Origin of the sequence: Rhodococcus sp. P1Y (assembly GCF_003641205.1) — a bacterium.
Lineage (GTDB): Bacteria > Actinomycetota > Actinomycetes > Mycobacteriales > Mycobacteriaceae > Rhodococcoides.
The window spans coordinates 1,514,764-1,531,848 of sequence record NZ_CP032762.1 but is presented as its reverse complement, the minus strand read 5'-3'; the positions used below and the strand labels follow the sequence as shown (position 1 = coordinate 1,531,848).

The 17,085-nt window shown below is 63.5% G+C and carries 20 protein-coding genes; 7 read left to right on the top strand and 13 right to left on the bottom strand.

What is annotated here, in order from left to right:
- Positions 1-15: 15 nt before the first annotated feature.
- The 5 genes from D8W71_RS07275 to D8W71_RS07255 form a co-directional block, all read right to left on the bottom strand.
- Positions 16-1,023, bottom strand: a complete 1,008-nt coding sequence (locus D8W71_RS07275) for a CgeB family protein (protein ID WP_121112251.1) — start codon at positions 1,021-1,023, stop codon at positions 16-18.
- A complete protein-coding gene (locus D8W71_RS07270) occupies positions 1,020-2,378 on the bottom strand; it encodes a lipopolysaccharide biosynthesis protein (RefSeq protein ID WP_121112249.1) in 1,359 nt (452 codons plus the stop codon). The genes D8W71_RS07275 and D8W71_RS07270 overlap by 4 nt, the downstream gene beginning before the upstream one ends.
- Positions 2,371-3,537, bottom strand: a complete 1,167-nt coding sequence (locus D8W71_RS07265) for a glycosyltransferase family 4 protein (RefSeq protein WP_121112247.1) — start codon at positions 3,535-3,537, stop codon at positions 2,371-2,373. Before D8W71_RS07265 ends, D8W71_RS07270 begins: the two co-directional genes overlap by 8 nt.
- Positions 3,534-4,595, bottom strand: a complete 1,062-nt coding sequence (locus D8W71_RS07260) for a glycosyltransferase family 4 protein (protein WP_121118755.1) — start codon at positions 4,593-4,595, stop codon at positions 3,534-3,536. The genes D8W71_RS07265 and D8W71_RS07260 overlap by 4 nt, the downstream gene beginning before the upstream one ends.
- Positions 4,596-4,866: 271 nt before the next feature.
- Positions 4,867-6,267 (bottom strand): Hsp70 family protein, encoded by a 1,401-nt coding sequence (locus D8W71_RS07255; protein ID WP_236077774.1) that lies wholly within the window; start codon positions 6,265-6,267, stop codon positions 4,867-4,869.
- A gap of 130 nt (positions 6,268-6,397) precedes the next feature.
- On the opposite strand from D8W71_RS07255, the gene D8W71_RS07250 reads away from it, so the two are divergent.
- The 4 genes from D8W71_RS07250 to D8W71_RS07235 all read left to right on the top strand — a co-directional run bounded on the left by D8W71_RS07250 (position 6,398) and on the right by D8W71_RS07235 (position 8,256).
- Positions 6,398-6,901 carry an arsenate reductase/protein-tyrosine-phosphatase family protein gene (locus tag D8W71_RS07250; RefSeq protein WP_121112245.1) on the top strand — a complete coding sequence of 168 codons (504 nt, stop codon included), beginning with the start codon at positions 6,398-6,400 and terminating at the stop codon, positions 6,899-6,901.
- Between the two features lie 90 nt (positions 6,902-6,991).
- Entirely contained in the window at positions 6,992-7,360 is a 369-nt protein-coding gene (locus tag D8W71_RS07245; RefSeq protein WP_121112243.1) for a hypothetical protein, read from the top strand.
- 28 nt (positions 7,361-7,388) lie between these two features.
- Positions 7,389-7,754, top strand: coding sequence for a glyoxalase superfamily protein (locus D8W71_RS07240; protein ID WP_121112241.1), 366 nt, complete (start codon positions 7,389-7,391; stop codon positions 7,752-7,754).
- A gap of 58 nt (positions 7,755-7,812) precedes the next feature.
- Positions 7,813-8,256, top strand: a complete 444-nt coding sequence (locus D8W71_RS07235; protein WP_121112239.1) for an SRPBCC family protein — start codon at positions 7,813-7,815, stop codon at positions 8,254-8,256.
- On the opposite strand, the gene D8W71_RS07230 is transcribed toward D8W71_RS07235, so the two are convergent.
- The 4 genes from D8W71_RS07230 to D8W71_RS07215 form a co-directional block, all read right to left on the bottom strand.
- Positions 8,250-10,001 carry an ABC transporter ATP-binding protein gene (locus tag D8W71_RS07230; protein WP_121112237.1) on the bottom strand — a complete coding sequence of 584 codons (1,752 nt, stop codon included), beginning with the start codon at positions 9,999-10,001 and terminating at the stop codon, positions 8,250-8,252. The genes D8W71_RS07235 and D8W71_RS07230 overlap by 7 nt on opposite strands.
- A gap of 29 nt (positions 10,002-10,030) precedes the next feature.
- A complete protein-coding gene (locus tag D8W71_RS07225) occupies positions 10,031-10,969 on the bottom strand; it encodes a hypothetical protein (RefSeq protein ID WP_121112235.1) in 939 nt (312 codons plus the stop codon).
- Positions 10,970-11,054: 85 nt separating this feature from the next.
- On the bottom strand, positions 11,055-11,531 hold the full coding sequence (locus D8W71_RS07220) for an ATP-binding protein (RefSeq protein ID WP_236077773.1): 477 nt from the start codon (positions 11,529-11,531) through the stop codon (positions 11,055-11,057).
- A 21-nt stretch (positions 11,532-11,552) separates the two neighbouring features.
- The gene (locus D8W71_RS07215; RefSeq protein ID WP_236077772.1) at positions 11,553-11,933 is read right to left on the bottom strand and encodes an STAS domain-containing protein; all 381 of its coding nucleotides are present in this window, start codon (positions 11,931-11,933) and stop codon (positions 11,553-11,555) included.
- A gap of 86 nt (positions 11,934-12,019) precedes the next feature.
- Here D8W71_RS07215 and D8W71_RS07210 point away from each other — a divergent pair, with 86 nt between their 5' ends.
- Both D8W71_RS07210 and D8W71_RS07205 read left to right on the top strand, forming a co-directional pair.
- Positions 12,020-12,394 (top strand): CrcB family protein, encoded by a 375-nt coding sequence (locus D8W71_RS07210; protein WP_121112233.1) that lies wholly within the window; start codon positions 12,020-12,022, stop codon positions 12,392-12,394.
- Complete coding sequence (locus D8W71_RS07205; RefSeq protein WP_121112232.1) at positions 12,391-12,747, top strand: CrcB family protein; 357 nt, start codon at positions 12,391-12,393, stop codon at positions 12,745-12,747. The genes D8W71_RS07210 and D8W71_RS07205 overlap by 4 nt, the downstream gene beginning before the upstream one ends.
- On the opposite strand, the gene D8W71_RS07200 is transcribed toward D8W71_RS07205, so the two are convergent.
- The gene (locus D8W71_RS07200) at positions 12,732-13,301 is read right to left on the bottom strand and encodes a YdcF family protein (protein ID WP_121112230.1); all 570 of its coding nucleotides are present in this window, start codon (positions 13,299-13,301) and stop codon (positions 12,732-12,734) included. The genes D8W71_RS07205 and D8W71_RS07200 overlap by 16 nt on opposite strands.
- Before the next feature lie 126 nt (positions 13,302-13,427).
- On the opposite strand from D8W71_RS07200, the gene D8W71_RS27565 reads away from it, so the two are divergent.
- Positions 13,428-13,916, top strand: a complete 489-nt coding sequence (locus tag D8W71_RS27565; protein ID WP_236077771.1) for a hypothetical protein — start codon at positions 13,428-13,430, stop codon at positions 13,914-13,916.
- Positions 13,917-13,982: 66 nt separating this feature from the next.
- Here the strand turns inward: D8W71_RS27565 and D8W71_RS07185 are convergent, their stop codons facing one another.
- From D8W71_RS07185 to D8W71_RS07175, 3 genes are all read right to left on the bottom strand, one after another.
- Entirely contained in the window at positions 13,983-14,183 is a 201-nt protein-coding gene (locus D8W71_RS07185) for a hypothetical protein (RefSeq protein ID WP_121112226.1), read from the bottom strand.
- A 178-nt stretch (positions 14,184-14,361) separates the two neighbouring features.
- Positions 14,362-15,720, bottom strand: coding sequence for an LLM class flavin-dependent oxidoreductase (locus D8W71_RS07180; RefSeq protein ID WP_121112224.1), 1,359 nt, complete (start codon positions 15,718-15,720; stop codon positions 14,362-14,364).
- Positions 15,721-15,732: 12 nt separating this feature from the next.
- A complete protein-coding gene (locus tag D8W71_RS07175; RefSeq protein ID WP_121112222.1) occupies positions 15,733-16,962 on the bottom strand; it encodes an acyl-CoA dehydrogenase family protein in 1,230 nt (409 codons plus the stop codon).
- Between the last annotated feature and the right edge of the window lie 123 nt (positions 16,963-17,085).

Genomic DNA, 17,085 nt, shown 5'->3' with positions numbered 1-17,085 from the left:
CCCCCTGCGGGGACATCAGCCGACGAGTTCATCGATGATCTCCTTCGCTCGGTCCGCGTAGGTGTGATGTCCGTCGACGATGCGCTGAAATCCGCGCTCCGCGATAGTTGCTGCCTCGCTCGGATGTGCCCTGCACCAGTCGAGGCGCTCCGCCAGTTCGGCGGGATCCGAGAACAACAGGGCTTCCTTCTCGTCGACGAGCAGCGCCGAGTGCTCGTCGGTTCGTTCACCGACGAACAATCCGCCTGCGGCAGGCACTTCGAACGTCCGGCACGTATGGGTGTCCCGGTTGTCGGAGTTGAGGAGGACCAGGTTCGACGTCACGGCAGCAACCGCCACGGAGAAGTCTTCGCCGTACACCGCACCTGCGACGTGAGCTCCCGAGGTTCGCAGTTCCGGCACCCTTCTCCATCCAGGCCCTTGAACCAGCATCTTGCTGCCGTGAGTACGGGCCAGGTCCACGATCAGACCGCGGCGGTCCGGGCGGCACGCGCCGATGAAACCCACGTCGAAGTTCGTTGCCCTGCGCTTCGCTGTCGGTCGATGCCATGCGGGGTCGTAGGCACTGTGCACGAACAGCGCCTTGCGTGCGCCGCGCGCCAGAAGTTCGGGAACGTTGTGACGCTTGGTCGTAACGATCAGGTCCCACGCAGACTCGTGTTCGAGATACTCCGGACTGGTGTTGTACGGATTGGACGCGTCGTCAGGGCTGTAGTGGACGTGTAGCGGAGCCTGCACCTCGAGCAAGCGAGCTTGGTCGAGGTAAACCGATTTGAAGCCGAACACCACGTCGGGACGGAAGCTGTTCGCAGCTTGCTCGATGGTTCGGTGCGTCTGCTCGATCACCCATGGGGCACGTCGATGCTTGACTTTCGAATACACCCACGGCGGTGAGAGCCGGCGCGGAAGGGAGACAGCGGTGGAATCGACAGCGAGGACGTCGTGCCCTGCACTACGAAACCCGTCGGCGAGCGAGCGCGCGTTGCTTCCTATCCAGTCGTCTCCGACGTACAGAATCTTCATCGATGCTCACCTTGCAAATTGAGATACCCGGTTACGTAGTCGGCCCATTTGCGCCGCGTGAGCTCACGCGAGTACAGAATTCTCAGCCGTAGGAGGTACCAGGCCGCGACCGCTACCTCGCAGGTGAACGTTCCCCACACGAGAGACCATACCGATCGGTTCATCAACGCGACACAGATGGCGACGATGGAGAACGCGAAGCCGATGATCGCGCCGATCAACACACCCTTGGTGTCCTGCCGTACGGGCAGGATGGCCGTGGTGACGAACGAGGTGAGTGCGGTGAACGGAAGTATGAACGCCTGAACTCGCATGATCGACGCAGCGGCGTCGAATTCATGTCCGAAGATCAGCGGAATTATGTAGGGAGCGATCACCCAGAGCACGAGCGCGGCAACGAAAGCCACGATTACGCACGCACACAGCGCCTCCACCGAACGACGCCAGAACCTGGACTCGTCCTGATCGCGCGCCAGACGAGGCAGGAGTCCGAACCCGATGGCGTCCAGGAGCGATTGAAGCGCCCGGATGAGTCGGTCGCTTGCCGAGTACAACCCCAACGACGCCGCGGACAGCGCGCCCGAGTAGATCGTTGCCGCACCTTGGCCGTAACTGGTGATCAGCAGACGCGAGGAGAGAACGGGCCCAGCCAACCTGAGCATCGCGCGGATGTCCTTCGGTCGACTCGGAAGACCGAAGTCCGTGAGCGTCCGGCGCCAGGTCAACCCGACCGGAATGAGCGCCGAGATGATCAAACAGCTCATCGCCACTGACGCGTTGGGAAACCTGGGCAGCAGCACGATCAGCAGGCCGAGGTACGCGATTCGACCGATGCTCTGGTAGATGACGTCGATGCCGAATCGGCCCTGTCCCAACAAGACCCAGTCCTCTCCGGACGAACTCAAGCCACCGGCGAACAGTCCGAGGACAATCATGTGCACGTGCATGTGCGCGTCGAAGGCGACACTGATCCCGAGTGCGACGGCCATCGTCGTCAGAATCGTGCCGCGAACGGCGAGATAGTTGCCACGCAATTGGTTGACGTTCTGCGCGTTCATCATTGCGGCGAGGAACGTCGTTATTCCGAGATCCACCAACAGCGAGCCGATGAAATACGCCGACATACCGATGGCAAGCAGGCCGACGCCCTCGGCGCCGAGGAGCCGCGCGGTCAACGGCAGGGTCACGATCGTGATCAGGTATTGGCCGTACTTACCGAAACTGACGAAAGCTATATCGCGTACTACCGCGAACTTACTTAACAGCGTGCCTAGTTTGCCCGGTCGTCTGTGTCTGCCGGCAGGGTTCGTGCGATTCTCCTGCGGGCGATCGATGACGTCCTGCGCCTCAGCCATCCGCGGACAGCTGCGGTTCTCGCACAGCGGCGACATCCGCTACGAAATGCTCCACCGCACGGGCAGAGTCGACGACGTCGAAGTTCTGGGCGCGCTTCGGCCCTTCGATGGCGAAGCGCTCGCGAAGGTCGGAATCGAGCATGAGTATTTCGATCGCCTGGGTCAATTGACGCTGATCTCCGCTCTCCACCAGGATTCCGTTGATCCCGTCCTGCACTATTTCTGCAGTCCCACCCGGCGTCGAAGCGATGACCGCGCAACCGGCGTGGAGCCCCTCGACGACAACCTGCCCGAAGGGCTCGGCCATCACCGAGCAGTGAACGAGAATGTCGGAGCGACGCATGTAGTCCTGCGGATTGTCGACATGCCCCGTGAAGGTCACCGGCAACTCCAACTCTCGCGCCAGGTTCTCCAGTTCCAACTGGTAGGACTCCTCGCCGAAGAACGTTCCTCCGACGAGAAGAACCTGTTTGGGGAGAACCTTCGACTCGGCAAGTGCACGGAGAAAGACGTCCTGCCCCTTCCACGACGTCAGGCGCCCGACCACACACAAGGTGAGATCTTCAGGCTGTCGCGGTGTCGAATCACGTTCGCCCGCGCCTGTATTCGCTGTCAACTCCACGCCCGGGTAGGCGACGAGGCTGGGCCTACGCCACTTGTACAGCGACTCGCGCGTCAACTCACTGTTGGCGATGTACGCCGAGCTGACGATCCACCCCAACGTGCGGATGATGACGGCAAGGGCTCGGCCGAAGTACTCGACACTGATCCGATCATGTGTGTGCCAGATCAGCGGGACCCGGGCACGGCGTGACGCGACGGCACCCATGACGAGCGCCTTCGTGGTTTCGGCGACGATGATGTCGGTCGAGGAGTTCCGGGCGATGCCGCCGAGACGCCAGCCGATCCGCACGAGGTCCGCGGCACCGCGCAACAGGCCCGTCACCGAAGAATCGCGGATCGTCATCTTGCTGCTGTCGAACGAACCCGACATGTCCAGGACATCGATGTTCTGCTCGCGAAGCATCGAGACCATCGGCCCGTCCTCGGTGAACGCGACGGACACATCCGTCGTCGACATCGCTCCGACCATCCGGGCAAGAGCGAGCTCCGCGCCGGACGGGGCTGCCGTGTGCGCGAGAAAGAGAACTTTGGTCATCGTGTCACCGATCGGTAAAGGCCGACATGGCGTTCGGCCGCGACCTGCCACGTGAACTTCTCGGCGTACGTTCGGCATGCGGCCGAATCCGGAATGTCACCGTTCAGTGCCGACCGCAACCGATCGGCCAGGGCCTGCGCATCGCCGGCTGGCACGATCAGGCTCGGATCGAGCCCGGCAACGGCGTCGGGAAGACCACCGCAGTCGGTGACGATGGGTGGGCGGCCCGCAGCCAAGGACTCGAGCGCGATCAACCCGAAGCCTTCCAGCGCGACGGTCGGAACGACCGACAACGAGGATTCGCTGTAGAGCTCCACCAGGCGCTCGTCGGTGGCCTTACCTTCGAAACGGACAGATTTAGTGATTCCGGCCGACTCGACCTGCGCTTTGAGCGCAGATTCCTGTGAACCCTCGCCGACGATCACCAGCAGGGCATCGGGGTGCGCTGCCACTACGGTCGGCCAGGCCCGAACGAGTACGTCGATCCCCATGCGAGTTTCGAGTCGGCGGACGCACACCACGGTCGGTCGGTCGGGCACGCGGTTCGACGGAGTGAACTTCTTCAGATCGACACCGGGCGGGATGATGTCGATGGACTCTTCGGGAATGCGGTAGTCCTGCACCAGCAGCGTGCGTGAGTGGCGGGACAGGACCACGAACTTGTCGGCACCGCTGTATCGGGCACGTTCGAGCATCTTCTTCGCGAGGACTGCCCGCGACGACGAACCGGCTACGGCACTCTCCGCAGCCCACGGACCATGGAAGTGCACGACGAGCGGGTTGGTTCCCCGTGGACCGAACGACGGGCGCCCGAACAGACTGAAGTGGCGGTCCACCACTACATCAGTGGGCGCCAACAGGTTGTCGAGAGTGGACCGCGCAACTCTGGCCATCGTCGATCCGCCGGTCGGGCCCCAGCTCGAACCGCCCGGATCGGGTGTACCGAACGCAGCTGCGGTCACGTCGACCTCGGGAACGAGACGGAGCGCGCCGAACAGGTCCGAGAAGTACCGTCCGAGTCCGCCCGGATTGCTGGAGAACCACTCGGATCCCGTCATGTGAACGCCGATGGGCGCGACAGGTGGTGCGACAGCGCGGGTCATCTCCGACACCTCACTTCGGCTACCCACAGAGCACCTCCGGCTGGTTCTGTTCGAAACAGGGAAAAGAACCGTAAAAATGCACTTTTACACACACTGGCACGGTTTCACTCTATATAGCGTACCGATAGAGACCTGTTACAACCAGAATTGGCGGGTTTTGGGACCTATGACACGTGAAAGCAGGCCGAAGGCAACCTTCACAGGCTGAGCTATGGGCGCAGACGGCTCAGAACCGGGGCAATTGGATAACCGGCGGCGGCGGCAACTGAATCTGCGGAAGCTGAAAGTTGGGAAGCCCCGGAATCAGGGGCGGGGGCGCCGGTACGGGTGCTTGATACGGCGCAGGGACCTCGTACGCCGGGGCCTCGTAGGTCTGCACCGGAGCCGGGGCAGGCGCCGGCTCCACTGTGGTCGGCGGTGGCGGCGCGACCGTCGTCGTCGCAGGCGCACGTGATGTCGACGGTGCGACGCTGGTGATCGGCTGTTCGCTGTCGGCGGGCGCACTGGTGGAATCCTCCGACCCGCCGTAACCGAGGGTCAGGCCCAAGGCCGCGACCGCAGCCAGCCCGGCGGCCACGAGGGCCGCGCCTCTGATCTTTCGTTTCGTCGTGACGGAGCGGTCGACCGGCTCGGGGCTGAGCCAATCAGGAGCGCCACTGAGTTCCGTCGCCGCAGTCTGCTGTCCGCTGCGGGAGGCCTGCATTCCGTTCCAAGGAGGCTGGACCCCGTTCCCTTCCGGCGCACTGTCCTCGGTCGGGGCATAGCCCACCGGCGTCGCGAGGAGTGCTGCGCCTTTGGCCGCTACCGATTCGGGATCGGCCGGAGTCACGACGGTCATGCCGGTCCACGACCGCAGTATTGCCTCGACGAGCGGAATCCTCGCACCGCCGCCGATCAGAAACAGGGCGTCCACGTGCTGAGGTGAACGAGCGACCACGTCGCGCACCAGTCGTGCGGAGTACTCGATCGGTACGGTCACGAGAGCCTCGAACGACTCCCGCGAAATCAGGATCACGCCGCTCTCGCCGGGTAGGCACACGGCGCCCGAGGTGGACAGCTGTTCCTTGGCGATTCGGCACCGAGTGGTGAATTCTTCGAGACCGACCGAATTGCGGAGATCCACTCCCTGCTTGGCGAGTTGGTTGTCGCACACGAGACGATCGAAATCCGAGCCACTGATATCGGTCGTCCGCTCGGCGAGCAGCACGTCGCCGGATCCGCGGTCGACGACGCTGATCGTCAAGCCCGAGCTACCCAGGTCGTACAGGGCGATCGTGCCGAAATCACCGATCTCGCCCGATGCTTCCAAGTACGCGAGCGCCGCGCGGGCCTCGGGGACGAGTCGGTAGTTGTACAACCGTTGATCCGACATGGCCTGCTGGATATCGCCGAACTGCTGCTGATCGCGGTACGCGACACCCGTTGCTTCGACGGACCGTTCTCCGTGGTTTTGCGACAGGACGACGCCGATGGACTCGGCCGCAACTTCCTCGGCGCGATCCCACAGCGCATCGACGGTGTCGTGGTGGAAATCCATCTCGCGCGTACCTGAAGTCTGCAGGCGAAGGTCGGGCCGCGCCATACGTACGGCGCTTGCACCTACCGACACACCGAGAACCTCAGTCATGACCTGCCTCACTAGGACCTGCGAAGGGACTCGCCGACTGGGTATATAACGATCCAGTCTCAGCCGCCCCCGCTCGGCATCACTGTAGCGCGAGCGGTCACCGAATGCGATCAGCCGTTAGGGTGACCGCGTGCACGTCCTCTTCGTCTGTACCGGAAACATCTGTCGCTCGCCCACAGCCGAGCGGTTGACCACCGCCTACGCGCACGAGGCCGGGATGGAGCTGACGTCGTCGAGTGCAGGCACACACGGGTTGACCGGACACCCGATGGATCCCACGGCCGCAACCGTCCTCCACCAACTCGGCGGCGAATCCGACGGGTTTCTCGCGCGACGCATCACCCCGCGGATCGCCGGTGACGCCGACCTCGTGCTGACGATGACAGCGACCCACCGCGACGCGGTTCTCGCCATTGCTCCTCGAAAACTGCGCACGACCTTCACCCTCCTCGAAGCGGTCGGCCTCGCCGAGGCGTCGGGAGCCAAGTCGATCGCGGACATCGCCGACGCACGCGCACACCATTCCGTCGGCACTCTGGACATCGACGATCCGTACCGGCGGACGCACGATGTGTACGAGGAGATCGGTCAACAGATCGCCGACGCATTGCCCGCAATTCTGCGTCTGCTCTGACCGAGCGAAGTTCAGGCGCTCTGCGGTAGCGTTCTCGCATCGAGAGCCGCTGAGCGAAGTAGCGGCACGTGGACGACAAGGCTGAACTCAATGCGCGACAAAGTCATCGCGATTTCGGCGGTGGCCATCGCCGGCGTCGCTGTCGCTGTAGGACTGGTCATCGGTGCTCTCGGTGGTGCGTTCGACGATTCGAGCCAGAAAGTTCAGCCGCCGGCCCTGCGGTCCGATCTCAGCGCTGCCGTCAGCGCGACCACTTCTCCGGCGATCACCGTCCCACCGTCGCCGACCTGGCAGATCGCCGTTCCGACCACACCGAAACCGACGACGACAGAGCCCACCTCGACCTCCGCCAGCCGGCCCGAGTCGACCAGCAGGACTCCTCGTGGTCGGACGACTACAACCGAGCAGGGCGAGGACGAGGACTCCTCGACCGAGGACGCAACCTCGACCACTCGCTGATCTTCGCGTTCGTCGGTAGCGTCGAACCATGGGCTTTCGTGCGCAACATCCGATTCCTGTTCTCCGGATATTCGATGTGCAGAAGGCACGTGACTTCTATGTCGACTATCTCGGATTCACTGTCGATTGGGAGCACCGTTTCGACGGAGTCACTCCCCTCTACATGCAGGTATCCCGAGGAAAGATCGTTCTGCACCTGTCGGAGCATCACGGTGACGGCACACCGGGAACGGTCGTCTACGTTAACGCGACGGGCGTCGAGGATCTGCACGCCGAGCTCCAGGCAAAGCCGTACGGCTACCTCAGACCTGGACTCGACCGTTCCGACGGAAATATCGGGCTTTCACTTCGCGATCCGTTCGGCAACGAGCTGCGTATCGAGGACAGACGCTGAAACTGGATTCCGGGCATATATATATGTGTCATCTCCAGTTACATGTACTCTTTCGTTCATGCCCGTTATCGAACATTCCGCATCTGCGGACGTCCCCCGCTCGCACGCGTTCGCGTACGTAGACAACTACCGGAACGTTCCCCAGTGGATGTTCGGAATCCAATCCTTCAAGTCGGTAGGGGACGTCGGCCACGGACTCGGTGCGATCTATGCCGCCGAGATGCACATCGGCCCGAAGACGCTACGTTCCACTCTTCGTGTCACCGAGTGGGTACAGGACGAGATCCTGACGCTGTCCTCCGTCGAGGGCTTCCCGACGGTATCGACGTGGGCATTCAGCGACGGAGAAGACGGAAACACGAAGCTCGACGTGCACTTCTCTTACACCTTCCCCGGCGGCCTGGCAGGACGAGCCCTCGGCGCGTTGGTGGAACCTGTTGTGGGTCAAGCGATTCGCCATACCGAATCGACACTCCGGAAAGAGCTCCACGCGAGCTACTGAGCGACCGAGTCACCGATCCGTAGCGCCTCCACCAATTCGCGGTACAGCGAATCCGACTGCAGCAGTTCGTCGTGCGTTCCCCTCGCCCGGATCCTGCCGTCCTCCATCACGAGGATCACGTCGGCGTCCAAGACCGTGGACAGACGATGCGCGATGGTCACCACTGCGCGGGTGGACGCGATGGACCGGATCACGTCGTGGATCGCAGCCTCGGTCCTTCCGTCGACCTGCGCGGTGGCCTCGTCGAGAAGGAGCACCCGTGGGCTGCGAACAATGGCTCGGGCCAACGCAATTCGTTGACGCTGACCGCCCGATACCACCTCGCTCACGAGATCGGTGTCGAGACCGTTCTCCATTGCTCGCACCGTATCGGCAAGGTGCACCGATTCCAGAGCCGCCCAGATATCGGCCTCGGTTGCTGCCGGATGCGTGAACAACAAGTTTTCGCGAATGCTGCCGGGAATGGTCGGTGTCTCCTGCTCGACATACGCCAAAGCGCTGCGTACCTCGTTGTTGGACAGGTCCGCGTACGGCGTTCCGGCGAGCCTGATTCGACCGTCGACCGGTTCGAGAAACCTCAGGATGAGGGAGAAGACGCTGGTCTTTCCGGCGCCGGAAGGGCCGACGATCGCGGTATGGCCTGCAGCCGGTACGTCGAACGATATGCCTTCGACGGCGGGCGGGCCTCCTGGCCGGTACCGCGCGGTCACATCGGAGAAACTCAGTACGGGGCCGTTGCCGATGATCTTCGCACGCCCGCCTTCTGCCGACGTTTCGATCTCCAGTTGTTCGATCTGCCGAATACGCGCTGCGGCAGCCATTCCGGACTGAAGCGCGGTGATGTTGGTCGTCAGCGAGGACAGCGGGTCCATCAGCTGAAAAGCGTAGAGCAGAAATGCAATCAAGCTCGAGATGGCCAGGGCACCGATGCTCACTCGATAGCCGCCGATTCCGAGAATGCCGATGATCGCCAGCTGCACTCCTCCGCCCGCGACAGTCCACGCCAACGCCGACAGACGGACCGCACGCACACTGTGATCGGCCGAGTCCTTGGCGTCGAGAATCACTCTGTCGGACTCTCGGTCCTCGGCACGAGATGATTTGACGGTGCGAATCGCGCGCAGGGCACCGTCGAGACGCCCGCCGAGCCGGCCGACAGACTCCTGGGCATTCTTCTGAGCCTCGGCGATCGGCGGCATCAGCTTGGCGAACAGGGTTCCGATGACGATGATGGCAACCACGATGGTGCCGAGAAGAACGAAGTCCAACACGGCCATGAGGACCAGAGCACCGATCAGCGCAATCGTGCTGTTGACGATCGCAACCAACGCCGACGATGCCGCCTCACGGAGAAGGATCGTGTCCGAGGTGACGCGGGTGACCAGTTCGCCGGTCGGACGCGTCGCCAATTCACCCACCCGCGCGCGAAAGTATCTGCGAATCATGGACGTTCGTGCATCGAGCACGATCCGCTCGGCCAGGGTGCCGAGCAGAATCCACTGGACGTACAGAACAGCGGACCCGATGAGTAGCAGAACCACGAGCAACGCGACGGCGCCGCCGAAGGACTGGCCCGAACCGAGCCCGTCGAGAACGGACTTGGTGACCATCGGCGTCGCCAGCGATGCGCCCGTCCCGACGAGGCCGAGCAACATGCCGATCGACAACGTGCGCCGGTGTGGTCGGACGAAGACCCACAGCATGCGGAGGTTGGGCAGCGACAGCGCCTTGTCCGGTTCACCCATGCTCGCCAAGGTACCTACCCGCGGCGGCGTCAGTGTCCGGTGAACCCGATCTCGGCGATGTCGGCCTCGAATTGAGTTCCGGTCGGTGCCAGTTCGGCGATCCAGACCAGAACCTGACGCAACCCCGGCGGGGCGTCGACGCCGATGTCGTTGACGCCGACCCGCAGAACGTCGGATCCGAGAACCCTCGTCGACGCCAGCGTCCCGTCGCCCTCGGGTGGTGTCCTGATCTCGACGACGGCCCCTGGCTGCGGCGTTGCGACCCAGACCGCGCTGAGATCGACCGCCTTCGCGAACGATACGAGTACGCCGATCCCGTTCCCCGGATCCCCGAAGGGCGCACGGTATCCATCGGTGGACCAGAAGGTGTTCGGATCGGCGTCGACGGCCAACCCGGCGTCGTCAGCGTTGTCGGGGGCACGAACAGCCGACCACACCTGCGCGCCGTCGGGCAGAATCGGACCACTCGGTGGTGCTACGGGGACCGCCGGCGCCGCGGGTGTCGGGACGGCGACGACATTCTTCACGTCTCCGTAATCGCCGCCGAAGAGTGTGGTGGACACGAACCACCCGCCGAAACCCAACACTGCGACTAGGGTGGCCGCACCGCCCACGAACGCCGCCGTCCTCCGCGGTGCGGGGGCTGGAGTTCCGATGTCGGTGGTCGGGTCGAACGCGTTGGCAACTCCCGGTTCACCCACGGACGCGACGAACGGCGTCGTGGACGCAGGATCGAGCACTCTGACGATGCCCGGCTCGGATCGGGCGAATTCGCGGAATCGGCGCATCGCGTCCGCCGAGGTGTCCCGCGCGCGGATCGTGTCGCTGTGGACCAGGGTGAGAACGACGTCACGACCGGTTACGACATCTCGCGCATCCCATCGATGTGCCCACCCGACCGACGGAAGTCGCGTCAGGAGTCGGAACCTACCCGCGACGACAGATCCTGGTACCGATGCAGTGTCCACCCTGCGCCTCCAGCCGTGGCATTTCGCCAACGAACGAAGTGTGCGCTGCTCGAAGGGAGTGACGCCTCGCCTTCGGAGGATGAAATCAAGTCGGAACCGGAGAGTCCCACACCAGGTGAACCGTCGTGCCGTCGTCGTCGGACGTCACCGAGGTGGCGTCGGCCAGCGCGTGCATCAACGGCACGCCTCGGCCGCGGGTTGAGTCGGGCTCGTGAACCGCCCAGGCGCCCCGGTCCCGGATCGTGACTTCGATTCGACCGGTAGCCGGTGTGCACTGCGCATGCAGGTCGAGAGTTCCAGTCGCCTGGCCCGACGAATACGCGTGTTCGACGGCGTTGGCCATGGCTTCGTACGTCGCCAGCACGACATCGTATACGCGGTCCGGCGCTACCTGCAGACTCGTCAACCACTCGCTCAGTGCAACCCTGAGTGCAGAGGCGCGCTCTGCGACGGCGGATTCACCGTCGAAATTCAGGTGCATGACGTCCTCGTGAGCTGGTGCGGTCGGCAATCGGGTAGCAGCAGCCACGGCGTCTTCTCCACCGAATGCAATTGCCATCATGACCCCGTCATACCCGTTGAATCAGGATTTATCCGTCTGCACAGCAACGAGTGCTTCGTCCACAGTGGCGAAGATCCCGAAAACCTCGTCCAAACCGACCAAAGTCAGAGGACGACCAGTCGACGGCCCGTCCGCGACCACTGCGAAGCCTGCCGTCGCGCCGAGCTTGTTGTGCGTCGACGCCAGAAGCGACATTCCCGCCGAGGCCAGGAAACTGACCGACGAAAGGTCGATCACTACGGCCTTCGGGCCTCGTTCGAGGATCAACTCGACCGACTCGGAGAGCTGCGGCGCCGTTGCCAGGTCGAGTTCACCGGATACGGTCACGATCACGACATCGTCGTGCCACTGCACTGCCACGTCGAAATGCTGAGGGCCGGTCCCTGACTCGTCTATCGTCACCTGGCAAACATACCCTCTGCCGATGTGTGATCTGCCGCCGCAGAGCGTGCCCGCATTCGCCGGCACGGATAGGGTCGTTTCCCGTGATGCCTTCCCGTCTTGTCGACAGTGCGGCGGTGGCGGTGGGCGGCGCAGTCGGTGCGGTTGTGCGCTACGAGATCTGGCACTGGCGAGACTCACCGAAGTGGCTGCTCGTCAACACCTTCGGGATCAATGTTGTCGGCTGCCTGCTGCTGGGCGGTGCCCTCGGGTACCTGTCCGGCTCCCGCGCGCCGATCCCCCGGGCCGGCGTCACGGGCCTCGCCTGCGGCTTCACCACCTTCAGCTTCTACGCACTGCAGGGGGTCACCCATGACGGCGCGTGGAATTCGGTCGTGTACATCGTCGTGACGCCCGTGGTCGCAGTCGCGGCACTGGCAGCGGGGGCTCTCGTCACGCGGCCGGTGAGTCGGATTTCATGACTGTTCTGATACTGATCGCGCTCGGAGGCGCAGCGGGCGCTCTCGTCCATCACCATCTCACCCGAGCCGACCCGAAACGCGTCCTCGTGTTGACCGTCGTCACCTGCGCGGTTCTCGGCTTCGTCACCGCCGCGGCACCTCCGCAGTGGCTCGCAGCCGTCGTGTCCTTCGGATTTCTTGCCGCTCTCGCGCCGATGAGTTCGATCGCGCTGGTCACCGTGCTCGAGTTCCGAGCGCGCAGGTACCGCAGCGGAGCACTGTTCCTGGTTGCGAGCATCGTCGGCGGCATCGCGTGCGCCATGTTCGGGTTCTTGCTCTACAGCTCAGGGATGACGCTCTACCGCAAGTTCTGACAGTCACCCTGCACTGCAGCTTTGGCGAACCCGGCGAGCTGGTAGAGGTACGTGTACTCCCAGTGGACGAGCGAGAAGTTGTACGTTCTCGGCACCGCGACCATCGTGACGTCCCCACCGAAACACTGGCCGAAAATGTACTGAGCTCGGGGCAGGTGATACCGCCAACTGATGACGATCACGTGATCCCATCCACGCTCCTGCGCGAGCTTTTCGGTGAAGATCGCCTCACCGCGCGTCGTACTCGGTACCGGGTCCTCGCACAACACGGTGTAGGTGTCGGTCTGTTTACCGCAGTACTTCTTCATCGTGGAATCGGCTTGCCCGTACGGATCCGACAGCACAACCGTGTCGGCGACGCCTTGTTCGGCCAACGAGATGCCGTACGCCTCCCGGCCATCGTGTTCACCACCGAGCACGATGATCGCGTCGGCGCGGCTGATCGGATCGTCGTTCGCTCTCGTGAACGTCAAATACCCGCCAACCCCCACCACGGACACAACCAGAACCGGCAGCACGAGGGCCAACACGATCAGGACGTTCCGACGGATCACCCGTCAAGCGTAGGTCCGTAGGTGCCACCGGTGACGTGCTCGGCGACGAACGTCACGCTCGTCCGTTTCGGGTGAATTCACAGTGTTCGACGCGCGCCGAGTTTCCGATCGTCGGAAGGTACTCCCATGAATCGATGGCTCACTGCCTGCGCAGCTATGGCGTTGCTGACCCTGTCGGCATGCGGAAGCGACGAGAGCAGCACTACGACCACAACGTCCACTACCACCAGCTCCACGACGACTTCGTCCTCGGCCGCACCCACCACGACGACGACGACGGTGCCCGCTCCGGCCCCCGCACCCGCTCCGGCGCCCGGCCAGCAGGGCGCGGATGGATCGACCGGCAACAACCTCAGTCCCGTGTATTGCGCCAACAATCAGGATCCTGGCTGCCCAGCTGGGAGTTACAACCCTGACCCCAATGCCATTCCCAACCCGAACGGCGACGGCTCACTCGTTCCGTGCGAGGGAACGATCTGTACCAATCCGAACAGTGGCGCTGGTACCGATCCTTCGGAGAACGGCGGAACCGATATGGAGAACCCGAACGGCGACGGCACCGACGTCCCCTGTGAAGGAACGATCTGCACCAACCCGAACAACGGCGGCGGGTAGCTCGTTACAACATGGGTGTGCCACCGCAACGGTTGGACAGTTGCGGTGGCACATCCATGAGGGGCTCTACTGGCTCGGCTGCGGGAGCTCGCAGTCCTTCACCTCGGGGTTGACGCCTGCGTAGTTCAGCGGGCCTGCAACCACCGTCAAGGCGATCGTGCCGACGCCGGCACAGTTCTCGGGTGCACTGTCGAAGTACCCGCGCTGGAAGACGGCGACACCGCCGATGATCAGCCAAACCAGAACGATCAAAGTGACGAAACGCATGACATATCCCCTACCCGTAGCCGTGTCTCGGTTACCGCGAACCGGATCAATACCCCATTCGCGGCAGCCGAAACGTCTTCGGGGAGCGAACCCAGCACCCCTTTTACGGACCTAGCACCCCTGCTCTGATCAGAACGGGGGTGCTGGGTCGGTAAAAGGGGTGTCAGCTTCAGTCCGGCTACGCCCCCACACGAACCTGGCGCTGCGCGGGCGACAGGCTCGCGTCGGCGAGTCCGAGATGATCGCGCAGCGTCGTTCCCGTGTACTCGGTGCGGAACAGCCCGCGGCGCTGCAGTTCCGGCACGACGAAATCGACGAAGTCGATGAACGTTCCCGGCGCTTGGGCGGCGGACAGGATGTAACCGTCGGCCTCTCCGCCGGTGAAACCTTCCTCGATCTGGTCGGCGATCTGCGATGCCGTTCCCACGAACTGCGGCAGCAATACACCCTGCGCATAGAGCTTGCCCACGTCGCGCAAGCTCAGGGAGTCCTTGTCGCTGAGGCGTCGGGCAAGGTCGAAGAGCCCTTGACTGCCGGGCACGGTGACCTCGGTGACGGGTGCGTCGAGGTCGTACTGCGAGAAGTCGTGATCGGTGTGCACGGAGAGGGTGATAAGGCCCGAGATCGGGTCGGCGAGCTCGTTGTGGAAGGCCTGCTTCTCGCGCGCGATCGCCTCGGTCTCCCCGACGAACGGTACGAAGGAAGGGAAGATCTTGATGTCCTCCGGATTCCGACCGAAGTTCGACGCCCGCGACTTGACGTCGTCGTAGTAGGCCTTGCGCCCCTCCTTCGTCGGGTCGATCTCGAAGATGGCGTCGGCCCATCGAGCCGCGAAATCACGACCGGTCGACGACGAGCCTGCCTGGAAGATCACCGGCCGACTCTGCGGTGAGCGGGGAACCGTCAACGGGCCGCGGGTCTTGAAGTACTGGCCGTCGTGGTCGACGGTGTGGACCTTGTCAGGATCGGCGAACACACCGGATTCCTTGTTCTGCACGAGAGCGTCGCGTTCCCAGCTCCCCCACAACTTGTAGGCGACCTCGAGGAACTCGTGGGCTCGGGCGTAGCGCTCGTCGTGGCCGAGGTGATCGTCGATGCCGAAGTTCTGCGCCTCGGCTTGGTTGAGCGAGGTCACCACGTTCCAGCCTGCCCGGCCTCGGCTGAGGTGGTCGAGTGTGGCGAAGATTCGTGCAACCTCGTACGGGTGGAAATACGTCGTCGACTTGGTGATCGCGAGACCGATCTTCTCGGTGACGCTCGCCAGACCCGCTGCGACGAGGGAGGGATCGAGCGTCGCCGACGCCTGAGTGCCGCTGCTGAGCGGGACGCGAATGTCGTTGCCGTAGCGGACCGGTGTGGCGAGGAGGTCGGCGAAGAACAGAAAGTCGAACTTGCCGCGCTCGAGGGTCTGGGCGACGCGTTCGTAGTAGTCGGGTCCGAGGTAGTCGGTCTCCGAGGCGGGATGACGCCACGCCGCGTGTGAGTGAGTGACGTGGGATGCGATGAGAAAGCCTGCGAGGTGCAGTTCACGAGACATGAGGGTTCCTGTTCAGAAGTAGCCGTTGAAGGGCAGTGGCTCGGAGTTCAGCAGTGCGTTACCGATCGCCGACGCCTTGTACGCGGCCGGGTTGTGCAGTGTGATCGTGCGGATGTTGCGCCAGTGGCGGTCGAGATTCTTGGAGCGGGAGGCGGCCGATGCTCCGCCGACTTCGAAGAGCGCGGTCGCTGCCCGAGTGGCGATCTCGTCGATGTGCACTTTGGCCTGCGACGCACGAAGGGATGCCGTGGCGGCGAGTTCGGCGTCGGGTACGGCGTTCGCGAGCGAGGCGAACGCAGCGTCGATCGCGTCGGCGGCGGCCAGGGTGACCGATTCCGAGGCGAACGCCGTGCTGGACAACGTGCCGAGAGCGTTCTGCAGCAACGGGTCTCGCCTCAGGTCCTCCGTCGGCCCGTGGGCGAACCCGCGCGTGCGGTGTGCGATCAGCGCATGGGCGTCGGACACGACATTACGGAGGATGCCACTGACCAGTCCGTGCAAGTACAGCTGCAGGAAGGCGAACTGGTAGGACGGGTCGGGTGCGGCGTCGAGCGGAATACGCGAGACGATGTCGCCCTCGGTCACGGCGACGGATTCGAATCGTGTTGTCCCGGTTCCGGTTCTGCGCTGGCCGATTCCGTCCCAGTCGTCGATGATCGTCACGCCTTCCCGATCGGTCGGAACGATCACCGACGCAACAGCGGCACCGTCCACGTCGGCCCAGATGCTGACGTAGTCCGAGAACAGGGTGCCGGTGCTGTAGAACTTCTCTCCGTCCAGCAGGAAACCGTCACCGTTGGTCGTGAGGTGGGTGCCGTACTTGAAGTTGCCCACAGCCTCGGATCCGCGTTCGCTGCTGGCGTTTCCGAAGATCTTGCCCTGGAGGATCAGCTGGATCCACCGGTCGTTCTCGTAGCCCTGATAGTCGACAGCGGTCGCCTGACGCAGTCGCTCCTCGACGAACCAGTAGTGCGTGCGGAGTATGTGCGCGACGATGGGGTCGGCTTCGGCGAGGTCGATGATCACCCCGAACAGCTGACGCACGGTGAGCCCGCCGCCACCGATGCTTGCGGGTAGGCGAAGCGTGCCGAACCCGGCGCGGCGGAGCGCCTCGATCTGCTCGAATGGGTTGGTGTCGTCCAGATCACGCGCACTGGCGTTCTCCCCGACGGATGCGAGCAACTCTCGATACTCAGGTGAACCCGGTACGACGACCCCGACGGTCTCGACTGTGGATGTCATGCGAATGCCTTTCGATCGGTCACCTACCTACCGATCCAACACTCGATCATCGAGCCCGACCTGTCACCAGTTCTAATCAGCCTGAGCCTGACAGTTGACAGTGACGATCACTTCCCTACGCTG